The sequence below is a fragment of the Massilia sp. BGA-UO-ETr-WB1 genome (assembly GCF_059567845.1).
Map to the genome: position 1 here is coordinate 504,972 of NZ_JCAQOT010000013.1, position 25,720 is coordinate 530,691.

A 25,720-nucleotide genomic window follows, 5' to 3' on the forward strand; every position below is an offset into this window, starting at 1 on the left:
CGCGAAAAAAAAAAGCGCTACCTTGGGTGCCAGCGCGGTCGCCCTTGCAAGCGGCTGCCGTCAATCAAGGCTCACCGAAAGGACATAGTGTGACAATCAGTTTAATGCCGGCGGAAAGCGATGCACCGGCGTCTGCAGGGACGCCATCCCGGCAGCTCGAATTCCTCGCTTTCACCCTCGGCCAGGAGGAATATGGTATCGATATCCAGAAAGTGCAGGAACTGCGCGGCTACGACACGGTAACCCGGATCGCCAACGCACCGGACTATATCAAGGGCGTGGTCAACCTGCGCGGCATCATCGTGCCCATCCTCGACATGCGTATCAAGCTCAACCTCGGCACGCCAAGCTACGACCAGTTCACGGTGGTGATCATCCTGAACGTGGCGGGCCGCACCATGGGCATGGTGGTGGACAGCGTCTCGGACGTGACCACCCTGGCGCTGGAGCAGATCAAGCCTGCGCCGCCCATGGGCAGTGCGCTCGACATCGCCTATGTGACCGGCCTGGGCATGGTCGATGAACGCATGCTGATCCTGGTCGATATCGCGCAATTGATGGCCAGCCCCGACATCGGACTGATCGCCTGACGCTCAGCTCACCATTATGAAATTCACTTTCCGCCAAAAACTCTTCATTCCATTGATCATCAGTTGGCTGTGCCTGTTAAGCGTCACCACGGTCGGCATTTACCATAACAAGGCGCGCCGTTTCGAAGAGCGCCAGATCGCGCTGAAGTTTGCCACCGACGTTGGCATGTCGACCGTGAAGGAGTTTGCCAGCCTCGCGGACGCGGGCGCCTTGCCGCTGGCCGAAGCCAAACGACAGGCGCTGGCCAGGCTGAAGGCCATGCGCTACGGGCAAGACGGCTATTTCGCCGTCCTCGACTCGCACCCGACGATGCTGATGCATCCCATCAAGACCGAATTGACGGGCAAGGACTTGTCCGGGTTCAAGGATCAGCAAGGGCAGCTTATCTTTGCGAACGTCGCCGCCATCGCCAAGGGAGCGGGCGAAGGCTGGCTCGAATACGTGTGGCCGAAACCCGGCCATCCGGACCAGACGCAGCTGTATCCCAAGGGGGCATACATCCTCACCTACAAGCCCTGGGACTGGACCTTCATGACCGGCGTCTACCTCGATGACCTGAGCGATGCATTCCAACGCGACCTCTGGCAGGCTGGCATCCTGCTCATCGTGGCCGGCATTGCGCTGACCGGCATCATCACTTTAGTGATCCGCAATATCGAGCGTTCCATCGGTGGCGAGCCGGAGCATGCGGCGGAAATCGCGCAGCGGATCGCCGCCGGCGACCTGGCCAGGTCCGTGCGGACGCGGGAAGGCGACGGCGCCAGCCTGCTCTTTGCCATGAAGACGATGCGCGATAATCTGCTGCACATCGTGCGCTAGGTGCGCGCCGGCAGCGACGCGATTACCAGCTCGTCGGGCGGGATTGCCGCGAGCAACCTGGATCTCTCATCGCGCACCGAACAGCAGGCCGCCGCCCTGCAGGAAACTGCGGCGTCGATGGGCCAGTTGACGGCGACGGTTAAACAGAATGCCGACAGCGCGCGCCAGGGCAATATGTTGGCCCAGTCCGCGTCCGACGTTGCCGCCCAAGGTGGCGCCGTCGTGACGCAAGTGGTCGAGACGATGGCGTCGATCCAGGCATCGTCGCGGAAAATCGTGGACATCATCGCCGTCATCGACGGCATCGCCTTCCAGACCAATATCCTGGTGCTGAACGCCGCCGTGGAGGCCGCGCGCGCCGGCGAACAGGGCCGCGGCTTTGCCGTGGTGGCCTCCGAAGTGCGGAACCTGGCGCAACGCTCGGCCACTGCCGCCAAGGAAATCAAGCACTTGATCGACAACTCCGTCGCGTAAGTGGCAAACGGGAACAAACTGGTCGCCGAAGCCGGCTCGACAATGGACGATGTCGTGGCCAGCGTCAACCGTGTCACCCACATCATGGCTGAAATCATGTCCGCCAGCCAGGAACAAAGCAGCGGCATTGAGCAGATCAACCAGGCCATTGCCGAGATGGACCAGGCGACGCAGCAAAATGCCGCCGTCGTGGAGGAGGTTGCCGCCGCATCGGACGTGTTGCAGCAGCAGGCTATCCTCCTGGCGCAGTCCGTCAGCGCATTCCAGTTCGCCGCCCCAACTGCCGCATCCGCAGCCTCGCCTGCGCTGCCAGCGCTGCGCTACACCACGCGCTGACTTTCCCGGCCTTTGGCCGCCGCCCAGGCGGAAGGAAGGGTTCCTGCCGCACTGCCATCGGCTCCTGGCCGACTGATAGTGCGGCGGGTTCCTGGGTGGGCCTTTTGCCCAAAGGGCCGCCATCGACACATGGCCGCAACCTGGGAACTGGTCTTGATGGCGGCAAAACCAATTTCCGGCGGTGCAACGGCGGTGTTTGCCGCGACTTGGATCGGAATGGAAACGAGCCAGCGTCCTGCCTGCTGGCTCGTTTCACATTGCGAAGATTACCCGCGACCGTGCGTCCGCTACAATAGCACGCCCGCGCCCTGGGTCAGTCGAAACGCATCGTTGCGCTGACCGCCAGTTGGCGGTCGTTCATCCAGCTGGACTGGTGGCGCTCCGGTACGCTGTAATAACCACGGCGCACGGTATTCAGCAGGTTGCTGCCTTCCAGCGCCAGCGACCAGCGTTCGCTGAGCCGGTAGCGCAGCGAAGCGTCAAGCCAGCCATAACCTTCCACGTATTGCGGCAAGGTGCCCATGCCGGCAATGGTGGACGTGCCTGCCAGGAAACGCGAGCGCCAGTTGTAGGCGGCACGCGCGGACCAGGGTCCCTGTTCGTACATCAGCACGGCATTTGCACTCTGGCGCGACAGGTTTTGCAGCGGAATGTTGGCGCCCACAGCAGCGCTTGGGGTGGCGCTGTCGACCAGAGTGTAGTTGATTTGCACACCCAGGCCTCGCAAGGCATCGGGCAAGCCGTCGAAAAACTGCTGGTACGACAGTTCCGCACCCTTGGCGCGGCCCGGGTTGGCATTCTGCGGCCGGGTCACCTGATAGCTCACGCCGTCGTAGCTTTCCGGCGCGGTGCGGCTGAGGACAAACCCGTCCACCCACTTCCAGAACACGGTGGCCGTCAGCATGCCCTGGCCGGGCAGGTAGCGCTCCCATGCCAGGTCGAGGTTGCGCGAGCGCAATGGCCCCAGGGCCGGGTTGCCCGCGGTGCCCGTGCTGCCGGCCGGGTTGATGACGTTGCGAAACAGCGTCAGCGAAGGCTGCAGTTGGTCGAAGGTGGGCCGGGCCATGGTGCGCGACGCCGCGGCGCGCCAGGCGCTGTCGGCATCCGGGCGGTAGCGCAGGTTGGCGCTGGGCAGCCAGTCGGTGCCGCTGCTGTCCATCACCACCGGGGCAAAGCCGCCGCCCAGCGCCAGCCGCATGCCGCGCCCTTCGCCGTGCACGCGCACGGCGCGCACGCCGACATTGCCGTCCAGCGGCAGGCTGGCGACGCGGAAACTGCCCATCAGCCAGGCTGCGGTATTGCGCTCGCTGAACGACCAGATGCCCGGCGCGCCGCTGCTGGGTACGGGGGCCGTGACGCGCAGTTGGCTGCGCAGCCCCATTGGGTCGCGCGCCAGCGCCAGGCTGGCGGCCAGGTAGCCGTCCAGGCTGGCCGCGCCCTGCCCCGGGAACAGGGTTCCCGCCGGACTGGCCACCAAGGTATCGGTCAGGCCGCCGGGCGGCACATTGGCTGCGGCTGTGGCGGCGATGACGCCGCTGCCGTTATCGGCACTGCGCCGCGCCACGCGCATGCCGGCCACCAATGCATGCAGAAAGCTGCCCGGACGGGTCCATTCCACATCGACGCGTGCCGCATCCAGTGCGCCGTTGAAGGGGCGCAGGGTGTACAGCATGTTGACGTAGCGATAGCGCCCCGGATCGGCGGCGGCAAAGACGTAGGACGTGGCGGGAATCCCGCTGCGCCAATCCTGGCTGAACTGCGGGACCGTGGCGCCCAGGGTCGCCCCGGAAAAGACCAGGTTCTGGTAGCCGCTGGTGCGGCTGATATCGCCCTTCACGGCCAGGTTGCCGCTGCGCCAAGCGCCCCCGACAGCCAGTTGGCGGTCGCGGTTAACGGTGTCACGCGCAAAGCTGAGAACGCTGAGCGAAGAGTTAATCCAGGTCACGCCCTGCAGGTAGGGCGTGCCGGGGAACAGAGACACGCTGCCGGGCACGACGCCGGGCGCGGCGCTCGCGCTCACCTGGTAGGAATCCTGCAGGGTCTTGAACTGGGCAAAGCTGCCTTCAGCATACAGTTCCAGGTCCGGCCGCGGGCGCCATTGCAGGGCGAAGTTGCCCGCTTCACGCCGGCGGCGGCCCCGGCTGGCCCCTTCCGTGCCACCGTTGGGCGCGACCACGCTCTCGCCCGGCACCAGGTCGCTGCGCAGGACCGGGTTGCCGCTGGACTTCTGGTCTTCGCGCCAGGCGCGGCGCTGGCTCGACAGGCCGAGCAAGGCGCCGAACTCGCCGCCACCCAGCCGCCACCGCCCGCTGCCCAGCACGCTGAACTGGGGAGCGCTGCCGCCGGCCAGGTCGCCGCGCACCTGGCGCGCGGTGGCGTTCAGCAGGCGGCCGCCAAAATCGAAGGGGCGGCGCGTCCGCAGGTCGACCGAGCCTCCCACGCCGCCTTCCAGTTGGTCGGCCGCGGCCGTCTTGTGCACGGCGATGGCAGCCACCATTTCCGCCGGCAGGTCGGCGAAGTCCACCGAGCGCTGCTGCGCGGCGCCGGTCAATCCGGCGCTGAACACTTCACGCCCGTTGATCGTGGTGGACAGTTGCGTCAAGCCGCGGATCGTCACGGACGAAGCTTCGCCGCGGTCGCGCATGATCTGCACGCCGGGCACGCGCTGCACAGCGTCGTTGACGCTGAAGTCCGGCAGCTTGTCGATGTCGTCGGCCACCACGGCATCGACGATATTGCCGGCCGTGCGGCGCAGCTTGCGCGCCGTGTCGATGCCGGCGCGCTGCCCCGCGACGACGACGCTTGGCATGGCGCCATCGCTACCCTCTTCCGCCTGCGCGGCAACGCATGTGCAGCCCGCAACAGCCAACCAGGCAGCGGCCTGAATTACCCTTTTCCCCATTGTTCTACCCTTCTCCCTTGTTCGCCACGTCGGTGTGGCCATGGTGCCAAAACGACCCACATCTTTGCCTACAAATGCCAGTTCGTCAAAAGTCGGAATTTCCCTACGCAGCAAGACCGCCTTCCTTACACGCAAATCAGCACGCACCGATTTTGCCTTGCGCGCAGACTTGTCACTATCCTCTTTTGCGAAAACGAGAGGAGTACCCATGAAAGCAGCCCTGAGCCTTGCCATCGGCGCCACCCTGCTGGCCGGCACCGCCTTTGCCGCCGAACCTACTGCGCACTGGAGCTACGAAGGCCAGCACGGCCCGCAGCACTGGGGCAGCATGCAGGCCGCCTATAGCGCTTGTATGCTGGGCCACCAGCAGTCGCCGATCGACATCCGCGCCACCAGGATCGCGCAGTTGCCGCCGCTGGAATTCGCCTACCAGCCAGGGCCGTTGAAGATCATCGACAACGGCCACACCATCCAGGTCGACTACGCCGCCGGCAGCAGTGTGGCGATCGACGGCGTGCGCTACGACCTGCTGCAATTCCACTTCCACAAACCAAGTGAAGAACGCATCAACGGCCGTCGCTTTCCAATGGTGGCGCACCTGGTGCACAGGAGCGCCGAGGGTAAACTGGCCGTGGTCGCCGTGCTGTTCCGGCAAGGCGCGGCGAACCCGCTGGTGCAGACGCTATGGGACGCATTGCCCACCCAAAAAGGCCAGCTGCAGGAGCCAGCCGGCGTGCGCGTCGATATCGCCGCGCTGCTGCCGACGGCGCGCGGCTACTACAACTTCCAGGGCTCGCTCACCACGCCGCCCTGCAGCGAGGAAGTGGACTGGTTCGTGCTGAAGCAGCCGCTGGAAATGTCAACCTCCCAACTGAAGCGATTTGCAGCCCGGTACAAGCATAATGCGCGTCCGGTGCAGCCGCTGAACGGCCGCACCGTGCTCGAAAGCCTCTGACTATCGCTTGTAGACGCCGGCACACACCACCTGCTCGCCGGCGCGCTCGCAGTACATGCGCTTGGGCAGGATGTTCTTGCTCAGCGGATCGACGAAGCTATAGTCCTGCCAGAAGCCGGAACTCTGCTTCGCGCGTTCCATACGCTCGCGGATGAAGGACCTGCCATCGGCGTCGCGCAGCGCAATCAAGTCCTTCCCCACCATCTTGGGATTCAGTCCATGCGCGAGCACTTTTCCATTCAGGTCATACACCACCGGATACAGGTCGCCATGCACCCAGGCCTGATCCTTGGCCGTGATGGCCCCGTACACCTTGCTGCCATCCTTCCCGATGGCAGCGACGGCCTTTGCTACCAGCTTCTCCGCATCGCGCGGCGTGGCGTATTCTTCGGCCGCCGACACGCAGGCCAGTGGCAGCAACAGGGCTGCGGCGAAAACGACATTCTTCATGACACCTACTCCTTCGACCAAATGAATTCAAGCTAGCAAGGAGACAGGCATAGCACGCATCAAGCATTCCTGATTTTGCGGTCAGGAGTACCCTATAACCTCATTTTTTCACGAACACCGTGAAGCGCACGCTCGACATCAAGCCCCGCTTTGCCATCCTGCCCGCCTGTTTCGCCCTCGGTTTGCTCAGCTATGGCGCCTGGTCGCTGAAAGTACTGCGCGAACTGCGTGTCAACGGCCCGCTCTACGAACACATCGTCCAGAGCAAGGATCTCGTGGCCGACATCCTGCCGCCGCCGGAATACATCATCGAGTCCGACTCACCGCCTACCAGTTGCTCGAGGCTGGCGACAAGCCCGCCATCCAGGCTGCAATGGACAAGCTGCATGCACATTACGCGCGCCACCGTCGCGCCATCGATCAGGTGATCGGCATGGCCAACAAGCGCATCACCGCCGACGAAACGCAGGCGCGCGAGCGCATCCATAGCGCCAGTTGGCAGCTGGAGGCGATCCTGGTGCCGGCGATGGCTGCGGGCATCGGCGTGGCGCTGCAGATCCTGCGCAAGCTGTTCCACCGGCTCGGCGTCGACCTGGCGCACGCGGCTGCGCTGGCCGGACGCATCGCCGGCGGCGACCTGACGGTAGGCATCGCACTGCGGCCCGGCGACGCTCGGCTGCCGCGACAAGGGAAATCAAGGCCCTGATCAACGATTCGATGCGGCATGCCGATGCGGGCAGCCAACTGGCCGACCAGGCTGGCGCCGACTGTTCAAGCCTTGCGGTAAATCGCCGGCGCGACCATCCGCACCGCGCTGCTGATGTCGTTCAGGCTTTCACTGTGCCCGATCAGGAAGTGGCCGCCCGGCCGCAGTTGCGACAGCACCCGCTCCACCACGCGCCGCTTGGTATCGTTATCGAAATAGATCATGACATTGCGCAGAAAGACCAGGTCGAACGATCCCAATTGCGGCAAGGGCTCGTTCAGGTTGACCTGGGCGAACCTGACGCGCGCGCGCAAAGTGCGCTCCACCAGCAGGGTACCCTGCTGCGTCCCCATCCCTTTCAGGCAGAAGCGCCGCAGGTACTGCGGCGGAATATTGCGCGCGCGCCCGCTCGCGTAATGGCCGCTGCGCGCCTGCTGAAGCATGCGCGCACTGATATCGGAAGCAAACACCTCCCACGGCCGAGCCGCCTGGCGATCGGCCAGCACCATGGCGATGCTGTACGGTTCTTCCCCGCTGGAGCAGGCAGCGCTCCAGACGCGCAGCGGCTCGTGTGCGGCGGCGGCCTGCGCCGCCAGGAAGTCGAAGTGGCGCTGTTCGCGGAAAAAATAGGTTTCATTGGTGGTCAGCAAGTCCACCGCCAGTTGCACTTCGTCGGCCGCCGTGCCGCTGGCGAGCAGCCGGAAATAGTCGCCATAGCTGACCACCCCGCATTCGCGCAGGCGCTTGGACAGGCGGCCGCTGACCAGGGCCTTCTTGGCCAGCGTCATGCGGATGCCGGCCGCTTCATAAATAAAGGCCTGGAACTGCATGAATTCGTTGTCGCTGAGCGCGGCCGCGCCGGAGCCTGCGGCCCTGCTCATGCCGGCCCGCCATCCGCCGCCGCCGCGCCCGCTTCCGCGAGCTGGGCGATTTCATCCATCGCCAGCGCGCGCGCAACATCCAGCAGGATCACGAACTTGCAATTCACCTTGCTCATGCCGGCAATGAAGTGGCTCGGGATGCGCGCGCCGAACAATGGCGCCGGTTCGATTTCCGCATCGGGAATCTCCAGCACGGCGCTGACCGAATCGACCAGCACGCCGAACACTTGCTGCTCGCCGTCGCAGGCAATTTCCACGATGACGATGCAGGTGCGCTTGGTCACGTCGCTGACACGGCGGCCTAAGCGCACTGCCAGGTCCATCACAGGCACCACCGCGCCGCGCAGATTGATCACGCCGCGCACGCTGGCCGGCATCATGGGCACCTCGGTCATCCCGCCGAACTCGATGATCTCCTTGATTGCCAGGATACCGATGGCATAGGCTTCGCCGCCGCAGATGAAGGTCAGGTACTGGGCACGGCCACCGGCCGCGCCATCGGACGATTGCGCCTTCTTTTTATTGTGCATCACCAGGGCTGTCATGGCATTCCTCATCAGAAGCGCGCAAATTCGAATTCGTCCAGTGCGCTGTCCACAGCCAGCATCGGTTTGCCGGCCGGCGTACTCTTGGGCGGGTGCACGGCCGGTTTGCGCTGCTGGGACGGCAGGTCCGCGCTGCGGCCCTGCTCAAGCTTGAAGAAAGCCATGGCGCGCTGAAGCTGCTCGGCCTGGCTGCTCATCTCTTCCGCCGTGGCGGCTAGCTCCTCGCTGGCGGCGGCGTTCTGCTGGGTGGTCTGGCTCATCCGGCTGACCGCCGCGGTGATCTGGCTGACGCCGGCCGACTGCTCCTGCGAGGCGGCCGCGATTTCCTGCACCAGGTCGGAAGTGCGGCGGATATTCGGCACCATGGTGCCCAGCAACTGGCCGGCGCGCTCGGCCAGGCCGACGCTGCTGGCGGCCACGGCGCCGATTTCCTGCGCCGCCACCTGGCTGCGCTCGGCCAGCTTGCGCACTTCGGCCGCCACGACGGCGAAGCCCTTGCCGTGTTCGCCCGCGCGCGCCGCCTCGATGGCGGTGTTCAGCGCCAGCAGGTTGGTCTGGTAGGCGATATCGTCGATGATCACGATCTTTTTCACGATCTGCCGCATGGCGTCGACCGTCGCCGTCACGGCCTGGCCGCCTTCGCTTGCTTCGCCTGCTGCCTTGCTGGCCAGGCCATCGGTGACCTTGGCGTTCTCCGTGTTGTGGGCGATGGAGGCGGTCATCTGCTCCACCGAGACGCTGGTTTCCTCCACCCCGGCGGTCTGCTCGCTGGCGGCCTGCGCCAGCGATTGCGCGGTCGAACTGACCTCTTCCGAAGCGCTGGCCATGGCCTGGGCGCCGCTATTGACTTCCGCAACCACTTGCGACAGCTTGCCGATCATGTTCCGCATCGATTGCATGAGCTGGCCCGTTTCATCTCCCGAGCGAACCTCGACCTTCGCGGTCAGGTCGCCTGTGGCCAGCAGGTCGGCCGCCGCCACTGCCTCGCGCAAGGGGCGGGTGATGGAGCTAGCCAGGATGAAGGACAGCGCAATGCCCGCCACGACCGCGGCCACCAGCACGCCCAGCATCAGCCTGCGCGAGTGCTCGAAAGTGCTGTCGGCCGCCTTCGCCCCCTGCACGAACGAGCCTTCCTGCAACGCAATCATCTTGTTCAAGGCGTCCTCATATGCCTGGGCCGGTTTGGGTAATTCGTTATAGAGGATTTCCAATGCCTCCTTGTCGCGGTCGCCGGCCTGCGCCAGCGCCAGCGCCTGTTTGCGGACGCCCTGGAATTCCTCGCGCAAGTCCTCGACCTGCTCGAACAGCTTGACTTCGTCCTGCCCCTTGAGCAGCTTCTTCATGTCGGCAATGCGTTGCACATTCTCCCGCGTCGTTTGCCGCATCTGGGCCCGGATCTGCTGCAAGTCCTTTTCGTCGTTTCGCAAGATCATGTCGCGCAGGAGCGCGCGGTTCCTTGCCATTGCCTCCTTCATGCCGTGGGCGATCTTCACCTTGGGATATGCATTGTTTGTGATGTCGTTGCTGATATCGTACAGCCCGACCAGCGCGCGCGAACCGACCAGCGCGATAATGAGCATCAACGCCAGGATGGCACCGAACGCCAAGCCCAGCTTGACGCCGACTTTCATACTCTTGAACATGCGATTTCCCCCTTTCAGGATGGCGCTGCCATTGACTCAATCCGCGGGGATGGTGCCCCGCCCCGACACCTGCGCATTGCCGCGCGATGCGCCCACTCCAGGACTCACGCCGCCGCAGACACCGCAAGAGCGCTGGATTGGAGCAGCAGGGCCGGCACATCGAGGATCAGCGCCACCTCGCCGCTGCCCAGGATGCTTGAACCACTGATGCACCTGATGTGGCTGAAGATCCGATTCATGGGCTTGATCACTGTCTGGAATTCGCCCAGCAGCGCATCGACCAGCAGGCCCGCCTTCTGGCCCGCGCAATTGACCACCACGATGCTCTCGCGGCGCGGCGGCGTGCCGCCCGTGCCGAACACTTCGCGCAGGCGCACAAACGGCAGCACCGCGCCACGCAGGTTGGCATAGTCCTGCCCAGGCTCGGCGGCAAACTCCACGCATTCCTCGATCATGTCGAGCGGGATGATAAACATCGCCTGGCCCAGGCTGACCAGGAAACCATCGATGATGGCCAGGGTCAGCGGCAGGCGGACGCGCACCAGGGTGCCTGTGCCTTCCACACTGTCGATATCGACGGTGCCGCGCAGCGCCACGATATTGCGCTTGACCACGTCCATGCCAACGCCGCGCCCGGACAGGTTGGTGACCTGCTCGGCGGTGGAAAAGCCCGGTTCGAACACCAGGCTGTAGATGTCGTTGTCGCTGAGGATGGCGTCGGCCTCCACGAGGCCGCGCTCGATGGCCTTGGCCAGGATGCGCTCGCGCTTGAGCCCGCCCCCGTCGTCGCCCACTTCGATTACGATGCAGCCCGAATCGTGGTAGGCGTTCAGGGTGACGGTGCCGCGCGGCGGTTTGCCGCGCGCTGCGCGCAGTTCGGCCGCCTCGATGCCATGGTCGATGGCATTGCGCACCAGATGGGTCAGAGGGTCGACGATACGTTCCACCACCGTCTTGTCCAGTTCCGTGTCGGCGCCATTGACGGCCAGGCCAATGTCCTTACCGATCTCCTTGGCGACGTCATGCACCACGCGCTGAAAGCGGTTGAATGTGGCGCCGATCCGCACCATGCGCAGTTGCAAGGCGCTATCACGCACCTGTTCCACCAAGCTGGACAGCACTGCGGAGCTTTCCTGTAATTCCGCGCTCTGGGCGCGCCGCGCCACCAGGTTGGCGCTGGCGCCGGCGATGGTCAGTTCGCCAATCAGGTTGATCAGCTGGTCCAGCTTGTCGGCATCGACGCGAATGCTGCGGCTCTCCTGCGCCTTTTGTGCACGCACGGGTTCCGGCAGCGCCAGCTGCCCGGACGGGGGCGCGCCCGCCGGGCGCTGCGCGGCGCCACCTTCCCGCTGCGCCAGCGCCGCCGCCAGTTCCTGCGTACTCACGCTGCCGCACCGCACCAGGAGTTCGCTCAGGCGCGCACAGTCTTCCGGCAGCGCACGCATCAGCTCCAGATAGTCGGCCGCGCGGCTATGCGGCGGCAGGATGCGCAGCGTGCAGTCGTCGCCGAAGAATGCAAACACTTCCTCGATAGCGGCCCGCTCCGCCGTGCTGCGCAAGGCGACCTCGAAGCCCAGGTAGCACGACTCGGGATCCATCGCGCTGGCGGGCGGCAGCCGGTCCGCCACGGTGGCGCTGCCGGCGATGTTGCCCAGCGTCCCCAGATAACGCAGGAAGGACAGCGGGTCCATGCCATTGCGCAGCACGTCGGGGCCGAAACGCAGCGAAATATGCCACAGCCCGCCGCCCGCACCCACCGCCTGCTGCGCCGCCGGCGCGGCTGCCACGCCCGGCTTGGCGCTGCCGGCATCGCCCGCCAAGTAGCCTGACAGCCGCGCCAGCAAGAGCGCACCGGCCGCCATCACGCCATCACTCGTCGCGTCCGAGCCGCCGATGGTGTCGATCAACGCAGCGATGTGGTCGCAGCAGGAGAGCAGCAGCACCACCAGGTCAGCATCGATGGCGACGGCGCCGACCCGCACTTCGTCCAGCACGCTTTCCGCCACGTGGGTAAAGGCAACGATGTGGTCGAGGCCGAACAGGCCAGCCGAACCCTTGATCGTGTGTGCGGCACGGAACACAGCGTTGACCATTTCGGCGCTGCCGCCAGCCGGCCCGCAGGCCAGCAGCGCATCTTCCATTGCCTGCAGCAGCTCACGGCTCTCGTGCAGGAAGGTTTGCAGTGCGCCGTCAAATTCCATGGCCAGCCTCGCCTTCCGCCGCGCAAATACCGGCCAGTCCTGCCAGTCGCAGCGCTTCCATGACGGCGGCGCTGGGCGCGACCAGGCGCAGCGCCGTATTCCGCGCGCGCGCCGTATCCCTGGCCAGCAACAGCAGTTGCAGGCCAGCCGTATCGAGCTCCGTCACGCCCGCCAGGTCCAGCTCGAGCGCCTGCCGCGCCAGGGCCGCCAGCAACTCCTGCTTGAGCTGTGCCGCCTGGTAGATGGTCACCTCGCCGCTCAGGCGTAGCGTGGCGCTTGCCGTATCATACGTCTCAACTGTCATGACGGCGCTCAGGGCAAGATCAGTTTCTGGACTGCGCCCAGCAACTGCTCCGGCTTGAAGGGCTTGACCATCCAGGCCTTGGCGCCCGCCGCCTGTCCCTGCCGCTTCATGTCGTCGCGCCCTTCGGTGGTCAGCATAATGATCGGGGTGAAGCGATAAGCGGCCTGCTTCTTGACCTCGCCCACGAAGCTGATGCCATCCATATTCGGCATGTTAACGTCGCTGATGATCAGATGAATCTTCTGGCCCTTGAGCTTGCCCAGCGCGTCCCGACCGTCGCTGCCTTCCAGGACGTCGTAGCCGGCGCCCTTCAGGGCCATGGAGACGACCTGGCGCATGGTGGCCGAATCGTCAACGATCATGATGGTTTTTGCCATAATGTTTGCTGTCCAATCTAGAAAAAGGTAATTTCGTCGCCGCCTGCGGCCACCAGCGCACCGCTCTGGTGACTGTGGCGCTCGTCGTCCATCGTATAGCTCGCTTCCAGCTGCCGTAGCCACGTTTCCAGCGCCGGCAACGCGGCGCCGTCGGCCTGCATGCCCTGCTCCATGCGCGCGATGTCGGCTTCAACCACTTCCAGGATCTGGCGGATTCGGTCCTGGAACTGCAACGCTATCAACAGATTCTCGACATCGCCGCGGATATTGTTGCCCTGGGCGCGCATCTGGTCGGCCGAACGTGCCAGTTCGCGCACATGACCCAGCACATCCTCCACCACGTTGGTGGAGGAATCGATGGCGTCACGGTCATGCTCGGCGGCGCGTGCCGCCGCCCCCAGCGTGGCGCCCATGGCGACCGATATTTCGCCCATGCGGCGCGTGATGCGCGTGCCGATCTCAGCCGATTGCTGCGACAGCTTGCGCACCTCGCCGGCGATGACGGCGAAGCCGCGCCCGGCCTGGCCGGCGCGTGCCGCCTCGATCGAGGCGTTGATAGCGAGCAGGTTGGTCTGGGCCGCGATCTTCCTGACCTCATCCGACAGATCGGCCAGTTCGTCGGTGGCTAACGACAGCGTGCGCACGTTGTCGAGCAGTTCGACCTTGCTACCCACCACGTTCTCCAGGCATCGGATCACCGGCCCCAACTCGCGCTCGCACAGGGTCAGCAAGCTGATCGCGACCTGCCCGCTGCTGTCGCCCACGTCGCGGCCGGTAAAGCCGGCGCTGTCGAACTGCTGCACCAGGGAGGAAAAGCTGGCCAGCAACTGTGTCACTGCCGTATCCGACTGATGGCGCACCGATTGCACGTGGCGCGTCCATACCGGCAACACCCCGCCCAACAGGCCTTGCACCTCCTGCAGCCCATCCTGCGCCGCCAGCGCCTCCACCCTTTGCGCCCGGGCGATCGCCGCCCATCGCGCGTGGCGCCTGGCGGACCAAGTGCTGCAGGCGATGACACCGGCCAACGCGATGACAGCCCCCCATCCCGTGGGGCCAAACACGGGCAGGCTGGCAAAGGCCGCTGCCAAGCCGGCCGGCAGATAATGCCCCACTGCGAAATCGAGGCGATTCATCGTTGCAGCCCGATGGACGGCAACTGCTTGGCGAGCAGGGCCGCGAGGGCCCTCTTCTCGACCGGCTTATGCAAAGTGCCAAGGATATTCAGGTGGTGGAACTGCGCCATCAACGCCGCCGAGTTCAGGTAGCGCTCAGCTAGGCCGGACACCAGGATGACACCACAGCCGCCGTGCGCCTGCGCCAGCATCTCCATCATTTGGAAGCCATCCTTGTTCGGCATATTGATATCGCAAATCACCAAGTCGGGCGCCTGCGCGGCGGCCTGAAAAGCTGCAAAGCCCTGCTGCCCGTCCGCTGCCGTGGTGATATGCCGCAGGCCAAGCGAACGCAGCATGCCAGCCAACAGTTCGCGCATGTATTCGTCGTCATCCACCAGCAGCACATGGGCGGGTTGCTGGGGTATGGGAAGGCTGTCTTGCTGCATCTGCAGATCCGTGTAGGTGGTGGCGTAAATGTTTCCGTGAATCCGACATTGTGCCAATAGACCATTTTCATTTCCATAGGGCACTTCCTATTTTCAGGTAGGCAATCCCCTACAAGACTTCAGGATGCCCCCTCAAAGGCGGCGGCGAGCGCCGCCTCAATCTCGTCCAGCAGGGGCCGCAACTGGGGCACGATGATGCACGCCTGCGCCAGCCCCCCCTGCGGCGGCGACTCTTCGAGCTGCTGGCACAGCGCGGCAAACGCATGCGCCCCGACCGTGCGCGCGGCGGACTTGCAGAGATGCCCAAGGGCTGCCAGCGCTGCCAGATCGCCGGCAGCCAGCGCCGATTCCAGCTCGGCAAGCTGGGGCCGCGCCAACTCCACGAACTTGAAGGCGAAGCGGCGCACCAGCGTCGCGTCGCCATCGAAGTTCTCGATCAGAGTGGCGAGGTCGACCAGGCCGCGCTGTGCCGTAGGCTGCGGCAGCAGCGCGGATGGCGTGGATGGCGCGGATGGCAGCACCAGCATTGCAGCGGATGCGCCCGGCCGGTAACGCGCCACGGCGGCAGCCACCGCGTCGAACAAGTGCGCCGGTGCAATTGGCTTCATCAAGAAATCGTCCATGCCGGCGACAATGCAACGGCTGCGGTCTTCCTTGCTGGCATTGGCCGTCAGCGCGATGAGCGGCAGGGTGGCTAGCGCCGGGTCCAAGCGGATGCGGCGCGCCGCTTCCACGCCATCCATGACCGGCATTTGCACGTCCATCAGCACGCAGTCGGCCTGCTGCCCGGCCAGCAGATCGAGCGCCTGCTGGCCGTTGGCGGCAATGTGCACAGTCGCCCCCTTCCCCTGCAACAGTTCGGCCGCCACCTGCTGGTTGTAGGGATTGTCTTCCACCACCAGCACCACGGCCCCGCGCAGCCAGGACCAGTCCACCGGCGACGCCGCGGCGATCGGCGCCGCACTCCAACCCGCCGCCAGGTCCTTTTCCAGCGGCACGGTAAACCAGAACACGCTGCCGCGCCCTGACGCGCTGTCCACGCCGATTTCACCGCCCATCTGCTCAACCAGCCGCTTGCTGATCGCCAGTCCGAGGCCGGTGCCGCCAAAGGCGCGGGTTGCGGAGATATCGGCTTGGTGGAAAGCCCGGAACAGCCCGGCGATTTCCCCCCTGCTCACGCCGATGCCGCTATCGCGCACTTCGAAACGCAGCATGGCGGAGTTGTCATTCTCCACCCATGCCATAGCCTGCACGGCAACGCCACCGCTGGCGGTAAACTTGACGGCATTGCCAACCAGGTTCAGCAGCACCTGGCTCAGGCGTAGCGGGTCGCCGTACATGCGGCGGCCAATGCTGACGTCCACCTCCGCGCGCAGGGACAGACTTTTGCGCTGCGCTTGCCCGCTGAGTTGCGCCAGCACATTTTCCACCAGCGCATGCGGATCGAAGGCCGCCACCTGTAGTTCGAGCTTGCCGGCTTCGATCTTGGAGAAATCGAGGATGTCATTGATCAGTTGCAGCAAGTGCTCCCCCGACAGCAGGATCTTGGACAGGTAATCGTGCTGGCGCGCCGTCAACTCGGTTTGCAGCGCCAGATGCGCCATGCCAATCACGCTGTTCATCGGCGTGCGGATCTCATGGCTCATATTGGCCAGGAAGCCACTCTTGGCCAGGCTGCTCTGCTCGGCCTGTTCCTTAGCTTGCGCCAGCTCGTGCGTGCGTTCACGCACCCGAGCTTCCAGCCGCTCGTTCAACTCGCGCTGTTCGACTTCGATCAGCTTGCTTTCCGTGATGTCGCGGCTAAAGCCCAGCACACCAACCACATCGCCGTTGCTACCCAGCAGCACCAGCTTGGTGGTTTCCACCATCGCACGTTGGCCATCGTCAGCAAAGCAGACCCAATCGTCGGCCATGCGCAGCACGCCGGCCGCAATGGCTTCCTGGTCGGTGCGGAGGAAAAAGGCGGCTCGTTCCGGCCCGACGAAATCGGCATCGGTCCTGCCCACGATATCCGCTTCACAGGCACCGAAGAAACGCTCGAAGGCGGCATTGCAGAGCAAATAGCGGCCTTCGGTGTCCTTCAGCCAGATCAGGTCAGGCAGAGCCTGGATCAGTGTCTTCAGCAGCAAGCGTTCACTGGCCAGCGCCAGCTCGGCTGCCTTGCGGACCATGATGTCGTTCAGGAAGCCGTGCCAAAAAATACTGCCGTCAGCCAAGCGCTCGGGGCGCGCAATGACTTCACGCCAGCGCTCGCCGGACAGGCGCAGGCGGATACGGAATTCGAGGTGGACGGCACTGAGGTGGGCCGCCGAATGCCGCATCGCCTCCTGCAAACCCGGCAAGTCTTCGGGATGGACCAGACTGAACAAGGGTGTCGCATCCTCGCGCAGTTGCTCCGGCGTTACGCCGACCTCATCCGTCAGGCTGCCGCTAATATATGGGAAGCAGTGGCGCCCGTCGGGGTAGCGGCGGTACTGGAACATGACGCCCGGGATCTGCCTGGCCAGCTCGGCCAGCATGGCGTCGCGCTCGGCGATGCGGCGGCGCTGCGCCAGCAGCATGTAGCCGAGCGGCGGTGTCAGGCCCAGGCCAGTGACGGTAAATGCCAGCATCCACGTGGGCTGGCCAGTGCGCAGTTCAACCCAAAGTGCGCAGGCGCTCGCTGCGGCACCGACTGCGAGCCACAACGACAGGGTGTGCCAATGCACGCGTTCGGCTGGCGGGAGGGAACGGGACGCCGCCATGGAGCGCTTCACCATCAGGCCATCCCGACGCCGGCACGGCGCAGAGCGGGCGCGGACTGGCGCATGATGGCGGTCACAGGCCGGATGCCCTGGACAATATCGCCCATGGTTGCGCCGGCCGCGCCGACTAGGTCGCCGTCTGAGGCAACCTTGACCACAGAATCGTCGATCACGGCCTTGTCGCGCCTGCCTTTCATTGCAAATAACAAACTGCCCTGGTCATTCTCCCGGATCCGGACCATGATGCCGAGGTTTACCGCCGCAATCTTCCCCGCGATTTGCGTTTCATAGACGGGCTCACCGCCCAGTTGTCGCAAGACCTTGCGCACCGTCAGCGTGTCACGGGCCAGGACAAGAAGGAGCGTTGCCGCCGCCACCGCTGCCACGCCCCACCAGGCCTGCTTCATGATGTCCCTGGCGGTGGCCGTTCCGGCCTTCCCTGGTTTGACGGGATAAGCACGGTGCCTCGCCAGCCCGGCGAATACCTTTTCACCGGCCGGGGCAAGTGCCGTTAAGGCAGCAAGCAACGCTTCTTCGCTCCGGTTCTGGCGCGACGGCGCGAGCAGTGTGTCGCGGATGGAGTTCCCGTCGGCGAACAGTGCGTGTTCGGCTGCCAGCAAGACTTGGTCCTGCTGGTCGGAGAGAAGCGATTCGTAAGCCTTGAATGCCGCGGCGATGCCGGTGCTCTGGGCGTGAATGTCGTCGTCAACCTTCGCTATGCCGGCCGGGTCGGTATGCAGAATATGCTGGATATGTTGGTAAGTGTGGGTCCTCAGCACGCCCATGGCATTGCTGGCCCCATCCAGTGCGACCAGGCTCGGCCCAGTGTTGATCTCGGCATAACTGGCTGCAGTATGGTCACGCGACAACTCGAACAGGCTGAAGGCGGCGAGTACGCTCAGCGCCGCCGTCGCCACAAAGATTACGGTAAAAAGTCGTTGGCCAACCGTCAGCCTATAGAACCAATTCATGATGATTTCGTTTGATTTGCGTGTTGCCGCCATCCGGCGGGTGCCCCGGATCCAATTGACAGACGCCTGCAGGCGAAGGAATGCAGGCGATACCAATCCAGGAGGTGAGCCGCCGGGTAGCGCGAGGTGTTCCCAGTGAGAGCCATGGATGGTGCCCATGCCGGAAAAAAATTGCAATCAGGAAATCCTGAATCTCCTGCCAGCAGGAATGAAGGCTGGCGTCCTGCGTAGCGCAAGACAGCAGCAACCGTGCGCCTGCGTGTGGCCATGACAGCAAATACCATGGTGGAGCAATTGACTTCTTTCTCGTCCGAAGCAATGCTCCTGGCGCGTGAAATGGGCACCGAGGGCAAATTGGGCGGCCAGTCCTTGCGAGCCCTGCCAGGGGCTTCAGGACGAGCAATTTCTGGTGCAATTCGCTGCCCGTCCATGCCGTTTTCTGCCCCTCCTCTCCCACTGGGAGACGCCTGCACAGTATCCCCATCAACAGCATTCACACTGCAGGGGGCAATCACCAAATCGCAGCGCGCTCACTTTAGCCAGCCAATGTGCTGGCGGTGTGCCGCTCGCCAACTCGGCGTCCCGCAATGCGGGTCCCGCATTGCGGGTTTAAAGATTCGAAAAAAGGTGTAATAATAGTGCATATATAGTGCACCCAGGTGCAAGCATCACTACCGCAGAACGGGCCGTCCCGGTCGCCGATGCGGTTCCGGTATTCGATCGGAACTTCGACGGATTCATGGATTTCCTCAATGCCGAGGCGAGCCCATCGATTTCGCCTAAACGGTTCGGACTTGTATTCAGGGTCGATATGCAGACCCTCGCCGCGCAAGCGCACGTTCACAGGAACACGCTCAGGCCGGCACCGGACACCGAGATCCTCCAGGCGCATCTGCGCGAATCCCTGCGCGTGATACGCGCGGCCGCCGACGTGTCGGGCAGCGTCGAGAAGGCGCTCTTCTGGTTCAAGAACCATCCGCTGCCGGTATTCGACTACAAAACGCCGCAGGACCTCGTGTCGGAAAAGCGCACGGAAGCTCTCATCAAATACCTGCAATCGCTTCGGGCCGGGTACACAGGATGATCGTCGCCCCGCTCAATACAGTCGCCTACCGGGTCCATCAACCCAAATGGTCGTTCGCGCCGACCTCGGGGGCCGGTGCCGGCACCTATGGCGGGCGCGCCAACCGGCCGGGCGTCAACGCGCTCTACCTGTCAATGGAGCTGGAGACCGCCCTTGCCGAGTACCAGCAGCTCGATGCGCTCATGCCCCGTTACTATATACAGACCTTGATCCTCAAGGTTTTGGCCAGCCAAGTTCGGCATGATTGCTGCCCCCAGTCGCCCATGATCCGGGGGTGTTGTCACCGAACTTGGTGGGTGGCTGGTGATCGCTGATAGGGACTTGGTCCAGAGAAAATCCTGTGGCCATCCGTAACGTGGATGCCGAGACCTGCTGCCGTATGTCGTTGGCCATTAGAACTACTTGTAGCGGGAGGTCGCATGGACGCGATTGAACATTACGATACTGTAGACGTCTTCATTGGCGTTGACGTCGGCAAGGGTGAACACCATGCCGTTGCGCTTAACCAAGCTGGTAAGCGCTTATTCGACAAAGCGCTACCCAATGATGAAGCGAGGCTCCGCGCGCTGATTTCCGGTCTTAAGGAACACGGGAAACTGCTGTTAGTCGTTGACCAGCCAACCACGATTGGTGCGCTGCCAGTGACTGTCGCCAGAGCAGAAGGCATTCTGATGGCGTATCTTCCCGGCCTTGCCATGCGCAGAATTGCCGATCTGCACGCTGGCGAAGCCAAGACCGACGCGCGGGACGCCGCCATCATCGCCGAAGCTGCACGCTCGATGCCGCATGCGTTGCGTTCACTTCGTCTCGATGACGAACAATTGGCCGAACTTACCATGCTGTGTGGCTTTGACGATGATCTAGCCGACCAAGTCACCCAGACAAGTAACCGAGTTCGCGGACTCTTGACACAAATCCATCCTGCGCTGGAGCGTGTCCTTGGCCCACGACTTGATCACCCGGCTGTGTTGGATTTGCTGCAACGGCACCCTTCGCCGGCCAGCCTTGCAGCCATAACCGAGAAGAGCCTGGCGAACAGACTCAGCAAGCTCGCACCGAGGATGGGGAAAGGCTTGGCCCATGAGATTATCCTGGCTCTTTCCGAGCAGACGGTGATTGTGCCTGGAAAAAACGCTGCCACGATTGTCTTGCCGCGCCTGGCACACCAACTCGCGGCACTGCGCAGTCAGCGCGACGAAGTTGCCCACGAGGTTGAACGGCTGGTGCAAGCGCACCCTCTTTATTCAGTCCTGACCAGCATGCCTGGAGTCGGCGTCAGGACCGCAGCTCGACTCCTTACCGAGGTCGCTGCAAAAGCTTTTGCCTCGGCTGCTCATCTCGCAGCCTATGCTGGGCTAGCGCCAGTTACCCGTCGATCCGGCTCCTCGATTCGTGGTGAACATCCATCACGACGAGGCAATAAAGTGCTCAAGCGAGCGTTATTCCTGTCGGCCTTTGCGGCGCTACGGGATCCCATATCGCGAGCTTACTATGCCCGAAAAATCAGCCAAGACAAACGCCATAACCAAGCGCTGATCGCTCTCGCCAGGCGGCGCTGCGACGTGATGTACACCATGATGCGAGACGGGACACTTTATTGCCCCGCACCACTCGCAACTGCTTGACGAAGGACATAGGGCCCCGTTACTTGGTCAATCTCGGCGAGGAATCGGTCGCGCCGCGTCAGCTTCTTCTTGGCGGCGTACTCAAGGTCGGAAAAGCTTCGTTGCATGATCGGATGGGCAGCAGTAGGCGGTGTCACATTGTCTCAGGTTCAGATCACGGCAGGCACAACCGTTGAGGAATAATTCAGCGTTTCCTTAGGGTACTGAGCCGATGCCAAATTGTACCAATGAACAGATCGAATTGGGTAAGGTTGGACGCCGGGTGATTGAGGCGGCGTTCGACGGGGGCGATATCGTCAGCGACGGCGGTGTACTGCTGCTGGGGCAGGTGGATCGGCGCATAGGATTGAGCCAGTCGATCGCGCGCGTATTCGAAGACCGGCGCCGTCGCGCCAGCGTTGCGCACGGTATGCGCGAAATGCTGGCGCAGAGGATCTATGGTCTGTGCTGCGGCTGGGAGGATGTGTGCGACCATAATGTGCTGCGGCGCGATCTGGTCATGCAAACGGCGGTGGGTCGGGCCGATGACCTGGCCTCGGCACCGACACTGAGCCGGCTGGAGATATCCTCCACGCGCGCGCAGGCGGCAGCGCTGCATGGCGTCTTGCTGGAGCAGTTCATCGCCAGCAAAGGCAAGCGCCCCAAGGAGTTGGTGCTCGACATCGACGCCACCCATGTGCCGCTGCACGGCGCGCAGGAGAAGGCGCATTTCCACCGCTACTATGACAACTACTGCTACCTGCCGCTGTACGTGTTCTGCGGCCAGGATATCCTGGCCTGTGCGCTGCGCCCGAGCAGCCGCGACCCGGCCAGCGTCCTGAGCGCCTTGATCAAGCTGGTCACCCGCCGCCTGCGCCAGGCTTGGCCGCGCGTGCGCATCGTCGTGCGGGGCGATTCCGGATTTTGCCGTCCACAGGCCCTGCGGCGTTTCGAGAAATGGGGGCTGCACTACATTGTCGGTTTGCAGAAGAACGCCGCGTTGCTGCAACGCGTGGCGTTGGCCGAACTGGCCTTGGCCGACATGTATCAGAAGGCCGGCTGCAAGCAGCGCATGATCGGTGAATTCGACTACGCCGCGCGCAGTTGGGACCGGGAGCGCCGCGTGATCGCACGACTCGAGCACGATGCACACGGCGCCAATCCGCGCTTCATCGTCACCAACCTGAAGGGTGGCCCGAAGGCCTTGTACGAGCGCGTGTACTGCGCCCGGGGCGAGGCCGAGAATCGGATCAAGGAAGCCCAGCTCGATCTGTTCGGCCGGCGCGCCAGCTGCCACAAATTCCAGGCCAACCAACTGCGCCTGCTGCTGGCCGCGTTTGCCTATACTTTGATGATCAACCTGCGCCGCCTAGCTCTGGCCGACACCGAACTTGCGCGCGCCTGCACCTCCACCATCCGCGTCAAACTACTCAAGATCGGCGCGGCCATCGTGCGCAACACTCGCCGCGTGCGTGTATTGCTCGCATCCCAGCATCCGCTCAAACACGTCTTCCTCACGGCAGCCCGCGCGCTGGCCCCTTAGATCCCGCCAAGTGCTGTCCACGGCACGCTTTAAACAACGTGGGGTAGGGGTAATTGCGCCTTGCGCCATGACTCAGAACCCCAATCCTCGCCGCCACAAGTCTAGCGGAACGTCATGGGCATCCCTGACCGGATTTCCCCGGTCAGGGAACCCACTGATGAAATATCCGGGCTAGGCGGTCGATGCCGTACTTCTGCCCCAGCGACAGCACGCCCAGGCAACTGCGGAACGCCTGCTGCGGGTGCTGACGCTGGCACAGCAGTCGCTCCACGAGCACCGCGCAACGCGGTCCCACGGCTTCGGCCCGCACCGTCAAAGTCTGCGCGTTTCAGCCAGCCACTTCGCGGTGCGCCGGCGGCATGTGCGCGGCCACCGTCGTGTGGCGGCCCTTGAAGGCGCACAGGGCGTGGCTAGCGATGCGCTGACCGCGCTGGAATACCTCGACCGTGCTGCGCGTCGTGCGCACGTCCACCTGAGCCCGCGAGTGCTGGCACGGCACCGAGTAGTAGTGGCCGTCGACCTCGACGTGGTAGTCGACGCCGACCCGCGCCATCTTCCATTCGGCGTATTCGTACTGCTGCTCAGGCAGCGCACGCAGGGCCGGCTGGTCCATCTCGGCGAAGGCGCTGGCACGGCTGCCGGGCAGCTTTTTGAAGGGACGCTGGTTCAGGTCGGTGAGCAGCGTGGCCGCTTACGGAAAACGTTCCAGATCCGTCGATACACACGTCGCCCGACTTCAGAACGCTGCTCCGGTGGCTGAAGATGCAGACCTCAAAAAAGCGTCGATTGGTCGGATTTACCAGTCCCTGCGAACGCCGGACCAGCTTACGCCAACGCTCGGAAGCGAAAGACAATGCCACCTCATCGGCTATCCCTACCCAGACCACCTTTTCTCAGCAGACATCTTGATCGATCGGATCGCGAAATCTGCACAATAGACCGGCCGGGTTCGGTGCAGGCACCGCCCAGCCGGTGCCTGAGACGCTACGCAGGTCTGCCTTCCTTAGCCGCAAACGGCAGCGCCAGCCGGCGCGTTGCAGTCTCAACTGCGGCCACGCCGGCGCCCGCCTGCACGTCCGCACCAAGCTTGAACACAGCCAGGCTGGCGCTCAGCACACCCGCTTGCGCGCGCAGGGATTGCGCGCTGGCCGCGGCTTGCTCCACCAGTGCCGCGTTTTGCTGAGTCATCTTGTCCATGAGGCTGACGGCCTTCCCGACTTCTGCGATGCCCGTGCTTTGTTCCTTGCTGGCCACGGCGATTTCGGACATGATGTTGGTGACCCGCTTGACCGACTCGCGTATGTCGTCCATGGTTTTGCCGGCACCGTCGACGAGCTCGCTGCCAGCGGCCACCTTTTCGACCGATATCTGAATCAATTCCCTGATTTCCTTTGCGGAGCCGGCGGCACGCTGGGCCAGGTTGCGCACTTCGGATGCCACAACTGCAAATCCGCGTCCCTGTTCTCCGGCCCTGGCGGCTTCCACCGCCGCGTTCAGGGCCAAAATATTGGTCTGGAAGGCAATGCTGTCGATAACGCTGATAATGTCCGCGATCTTGCTCGCCGAGGTATGGATGTCATTCATCGTTGCGATCACCTCGCCCACCACCGTGCCACCTTTGATGGCGACCTCGGAGGCCGCTAGCGCCAACTCGCTGGCTTGTTGGGCATGCGCGGCGTTGCGCTGAACGGTGTCCGTCAAGGCCTCCATGGCGCTGGCGGTCTGCTCCAGGCTGCTTGCTTGCGATTCTGTGCGCGAGGACAGGTGAGCATTGCCCGCCGCGATATCGTCGCTGGCGGCGCCTATGGTCCGCGCCGCGCGGCTGATGTCGCCGACAATGCCGCTGAGTCTGCTCCGCATGGTCTTCAGCTCAGCCAGAACACTGTGCTCGTCCCCAGCGCTGGTGACGATATTCATCGACAGGTCGCCCTCGGCCACGGCATGTGCAATGGTGCCCGCATACGCCGGTTCGCCCCCAAGTTGCTGCCAGATTGAGCGCACGACGTAGAATGACACAATAGCCAGCGTCAGGATGACCACGGTGGCGACCTGCGCGCAGGTGCGCAGAACCGAGTGCACGAGATCGCTGCTATGCAAAATGCCGGCCGTAAAGCGCTGTCGTGCCGCCTCATTGGTAGCCGTCAGGTCCGACTCCAGGGCGGTCAGTGCCTTCTGCATCGGGGCAATGTCGGCGTCGGCGTCGCCGGAATCGAGACCCAGCATGACGCCGGCGACTCGCCGGGCCGGTACATAATAGGCTTCAAACTCAGTCCTCAGTCGTTCGGCTGTCTCTGCCTGGCCTGGTATCGCTGCGATGGTTTTGAGGTGTTCACGCACCGCCTGAGCCTGCTTTTCTACTATGGAAATGCGCTTCTTGTCGCCTTCCGTCACCGCTTCCTTTAGTCCGCTGCTGATCCCCTGGACTTCCAGCCCCACGGCCTTGATCTGATCGAGGAAAGGATAGTCAACCCGCTCGGTTCCCGTGATGGACGCGATGGCGCTCGTCGTGGCCCACCCGGTGATGGCGAGCCCGACGGCGAACAGCAAGGCGGCAATGGCCGGCAAGGCCCAGATTCTGTGCTTGATGCCCATCAGCGCACCGTCAGCACGACCTTGACGCTGGCGTCAACCGCGCTCCGGTCAATGTAGCCGATGGCGTTCGGATTCTCGGCCACCAGCTTCCTGACCGCGGCGCTGTCGCCCGCCTCCTTGGGGGGGCGCCCCTTGCCGGTGAAGATAATCTTCGACCAGAATGCCTTCATTTGCGAGGCGGTCTTGCCTGCGGTCTTGCTATAGAACTCGTCGCGCAGGCCCGAGCTTTCTGGTTGGTCGAACGGCACCGCCTGCCCCCCGCCTGGGAGATTCGGGGTATTGCCGAGGAAGATGTCGGTGGCCTGTTCGGCGGTCAGGATGGATGCGGGACTTTTCGCCGACACGATGACCACGACTTCGGCGTTTGCGACCTCGGCCGACAGGATGAAGCTGGCGAGCACCAGCAAAAAATTTCGTGCGTATGCCATGTCTGC

Annotated in this window: 22 protein-coding genes and 3 pseudogenes; 9 read left to right on the forward strand and 16 right to left on the reverse strand. The window is 63.8% G+C overall.

Going from position 1 to position 25,720, the window contains the following annotated elements; translation table 11 throughout:
* The first annotated feature begins 104 nt into the window (after positions 1-104).
* Both AC56DV_RS03560 and AC56DV_RS03565 read left to right on the forward strand, forming a co-directional pair.
* Positions 105-590: a chemotaxis protein CheW gene (locus AC56DV_RS03560; RefSeq protein ID WP_496312958.1), complete on the forward strand. Its 486-nt coding sequence runs from the start codon at positions 105-107 to the stop codon at positions 588-590.
* Between the two features lie 16 nt (positions 591-606).
* Positions 607-2,220 (forward strand): annotated as a pseudogene (locus tag AC56DV_RS03565) (methyl-accepting chemotaxis protein).
* Positions 2,221-2,533: 313 nt separating this feature from the next.
* Here AC56DV_RS03565 and AC56DV_RS03570 read toward each other — a convergent pair.
* Positions 2,534-5,029, reverse strand: coding sequence for a TonB-dependent receptor (locus AC56DV_RS03570; protein ID WP_496312921.1), 2,496 nt, complete (start codon positions 5,027-5,029; stop codon positions 2,534-2,536).
* A 301-nt stretch (positions 5,030-5,330) separates the two neighbouring features.
* Here AC56DV_RS03570 and AC56DV_RS03575 point away from each other — a divergent pair, with 301 nt between their 5' ends.
* Entirely contained in the window at positions 5,331-6,077 is a 747-nt protein-coding gene (locus tag AC56DV_RS03575; RefSeq protein WP_496312922.1) for a carbonic anhydrase, read from the forward strand.
* Here the strand turns inward: AC56DV_RS03575 and AC56DV_RS03580 are convergent, their stop codons facing one another.
* Positions 6,078-6,527 carry a cache domain-containing protein gene (locus AC56DV_RS03580; RefSeq protein WP_496312923.1) on the reverse strand — a complete coding sequence of 150 codons (450 nt, stop codon included), beginning with the start codon at positions 6,525-6,527 and terminating at the stop codon, positions 6,078-6,080. It abuts the gene before it with no gap.
* Positions 6,528-6,646: 119 nt separating this feature from the next.
* On the opposite strand from AC56DV_RS03580, the gene AC56DV_RS03585 reads away from it, so the two are divergent.
* Together AC56DV_RS03585 and AC56DV_RS03590 are read left to right on the forward strand one after the other, a co-directional pair.
* The gene (locus AC56DV_RS03585) at positions 6,647-6,955 is read left to right on the forward strand and encodes a hypothetical protein (RefSeq protein ID WP_496312924.1); all 309 of its coding nucleotides are present in this window, start codon (positions 6,647-6,649) and stop codon (positions 6,953-6,955) included.
* Positions 6,901-7,233 carry a hypothetical protein gene (locus AC56DV_RS03590; RefSeq protein ID WP_496312925.1) on the forward strand — a complete coding sequence of 111 codons (333 nt, stop codon included), beginning with the start codon at positions 6,901-6,903 and terminating at the stop codon, positions 7,231-7,233. Before AC56DV_RS03585 ends, AC56DV_RS03590 begins: the two co-directional genes overlap by 55 nt.
* Before the next feature lie 65 nt (positions 7,234-7,298).
* Here AC56DV_RS03590 and AC56DV_RS03595 read toward each other — a convergent pair whose 3' ends face one another.
* The 10 genes from AC56DV_RS03595 to AC56DV_RS03640 all read right to left on the reverse strand — a co-directional run bounded on the left by AC56DV_RS03595 (position 7,299) and on the right by AC56DV_RS03640 (position 18,640).
* The gene (locus AC56DV_RS03595) at positions 7,299-8,114 is read right to left on the reverse strand and encodes a CheR family methyltransferase (RefSeq protein WP_496312926.1); all 816 of its coding nucleotides are present in this window, start codon (positions 8,112-8,114) and stop codon (positions 7,299-7,301) included.
* Entirely contained in the window at positions 8,111-8,659 is a 549-nt protein-coding gene (locus tag AC56DV_RS03600) for a chemotaxis protein CheW (protein WP_496312927.1), read from the reverse strand. The genes AC56DV_RS03595 and AC56DV_RS03600 overlap by 4 nt, the downstream gene beginning before the upstream one ends.
* Before the next feature lie 11 nt (positions 8,660-8,670).
* Positions 8,671-10,302: a methyl-accepting chemotaxis protein gene (locus AC56DV_RS03605; RefSeq protein ID WP_496312928.1), complete on the reverse strand. Its 1,632-nt coding sequence runs from the start codon at positions 10,300-10,302 to the stop codon at positions 8,671-8,673.
* 104 nt (positions 10,303-10,406) lie between these two features.
* A complete protein-coding gene (locus AC56DV_RS03610; RefSeq protein ID WP_496312929.1) occupies positions 10,407-12,503 on the reverse strand; it encodes a chemotaxis protein CheA in 2,097 nt (698 codons plus the stop codon).
* Positions 12,493-12,807 (reverse strand): STAS domain-containing protein, encoded by a 315-nt coding sequence (locus AC56DV_RS03615; protein ID WP_496312930.1) that lies wholly within the window; start codon positions 12,805-12,807, stop codon positions 12,493-12,495. Before AC56DV_RS03615 ends, AC56DV_RS03610 begins: the two co-directional genes overlap by 11 nt.
* Before the next feature lie 8 nt (positions 12,808-12,815).
* The gene (locus AC56DV_RS03620; RefSeq protein ID WP_496312931.1) at positions 12,816-13,184 is read right to left on the reverse strand and encodes a response regulator; all 369 of its coding nucleotides are present in this window, start codon (positions 13,182-13,184) and stop codon (positions 12,816-12,818) included.
* A gap of 17 nt (positions 13,185-13,201) precedes the next feature.
* Positions 13,202-14,020 carry a methyl-accepting chemotaxis protein gene (locus AC56DV_RS03625; protein ID WP_496312932.1) on the reverse strand — a complete coding sequence of 273 codons (819 nt, stop codon included), beginning with the start codon at positions 14,018-14,020 and terminating at the stop codon, positions 13,202-13,204.
* A gap of 296 nt (positions 14,021-14,316) precedes the next feature.
* Positions 14,317-14,748: a response regulator gene (locus AC56DV_RS03630; RefSeq protein ID WP_496312933.1), complete on the reverse strand. Its 432-nt coding sequence runs from the start codon at positions 14,746-14,748 to the stop codon at positions 14,317-14,319.
* Between the two features lie 119 nt (positions 14,749-14,867).
* On the reverse strand, positions 14,868-17,507 hold the full coding sequence (locus tag AC56DV_RS03635; RefSeq protein ID WP_496312934.1) for a PAS domain-containing hybrid sensor histidine kinase/response regulator: 2,640 nt from the start codon (positions 17,505-17,507) through the stop codon (positions 14,868-14,870).
* Positions 17,507-18,640 carry an MCP four helix bundle domain-containing protein gene (locus tag AC56DV_RS03640; RefSeq protein ID WP_496312935.1) on the reverse strand — a complete coding sequence of 378 codons (1,134 nt, stop codon included), beginning with the start codon at positions 18,638-18,640 and terminating at the stop codon, positions 17,507-17,509. Before AC56DV_RS03640 ends, AC56DV_RS03635 begins: the two co-directional genes overlap by 1 nt.
* 562 nt (positions 18,641-19,202) lie before the next feature.
* Here AC56DV_RS03640 and AC56DV_RS03645 point away from each other — a divergent pair.
* The 4 genes from AC56DV_RS03645 to AC56DV_RS03660 all read left to right on the forward strand — a co-directional run bounded on the left by AC56DV_RS03645 (position 19,203) and on the right by AC56DV_RS03660 (position 22,694).
* A complete protein-coding gene (locus AC56DV_RS03645; protein WP_496312936.1) occupies positions 19,203-19,547 on the forward strand; it encodes a DUF2384 domain-containing protein in 345 nt (114 codons plus the stop codon).
* Complete coding sequence (locus AC56DV_RS03650) at positions 19,544-19,861, forward strand: RES domain-containing protein (RefSeq protein ID WP_496312937.1); 318 nt, start codon at positions 19,544-19,546, stop codon at positions 19,859-19,861. Before AC56DV_RS03645 ends, AC56DV_RS03650 begins: the two co-directional genes overlap by 4 nt.
* Positions 19,862-19,966: 105 nt before the next feature.
* On the forward strand, positions 19,967-21,172 hold the full coding sequence (locus AC56DV_RS03655; RefSeq protein WP_496312938.1) for an IS110 family RNA-guided transposase: 1,206 nt from the start codon (positions 19,967-19,969) through the stop codon (positions 21,170-21,172).
* Between the two features lie 211 nt (positions 21,173-21,383).
* Complete coding sequence (locus AC56DV_RS03660) at positions 21,384-22,694, forward strand: IS1380 family transposase (RefSeq protein ID WP_496312939.1); 1,311 nt, start codon at positions 21,384-21,386, stop codon at positions 22,692-22,694.
* 382 nt (positions 22,695-23,076) lie between these two features.
* Here AC56DV_RS03660 and AC56DV_RS03665 read toward each other — a convergent pair.
* The 4 genes and pseudogenes from AC56DV_RS03665 to AC56DV_RS03680 form a co-directional block, all read right to left on the reverse strand.
* A pseudogene (locus AC56DV_RS03665) lies at positions 23,077-23,382 on the reverse strand (Mu transposase domain-containing protein); the annotation flags it as partial.
* A 7-nt stretch (positions 23,383-23,389) separates the two neighbouring features.
* Positions 23,390-23,584 (reverse strand): annotated as a pseudogene (locus tag AC56DV_RS03670) (hypothetical protein); the annotation flags it as partial.
* 94 nt (positions 23,585-23,678) lie between these two features.
* Positions 23,679-25,286 carry a methyl-accepting chemotaxis protein gene (locus tag AC56DV_RS03675; RefSeq protein ID WP_496312940.1) on the reverse strand — a complete coding sequence of 536 codons (1,608 nt, stop codon included), beginning with the start codon at positions 25,284-25,286 and terminating at the stop codon, positions 23,679-23,681.
* Positions 25,286-25,714 carry a type 2 periplasmic-binding domain-containing protein gene (locus AC56DV_RS03680; protein ID WP_496312941.1) on the reverse strand — a complete coding sequence of 143 codons (429 nt, stop codon included), beginning with the start codon at positions 25,712-25,714 and terminating at the stop codon, positions 25,286-25,288. The genes AC56DV_RS03675 and AC56DV_RS03680 overlap by 1 nt, the downstream gene beginning before the upstream one ends.
* Positions 25,715-25,720: the final 6 nt, after the last annotated feature.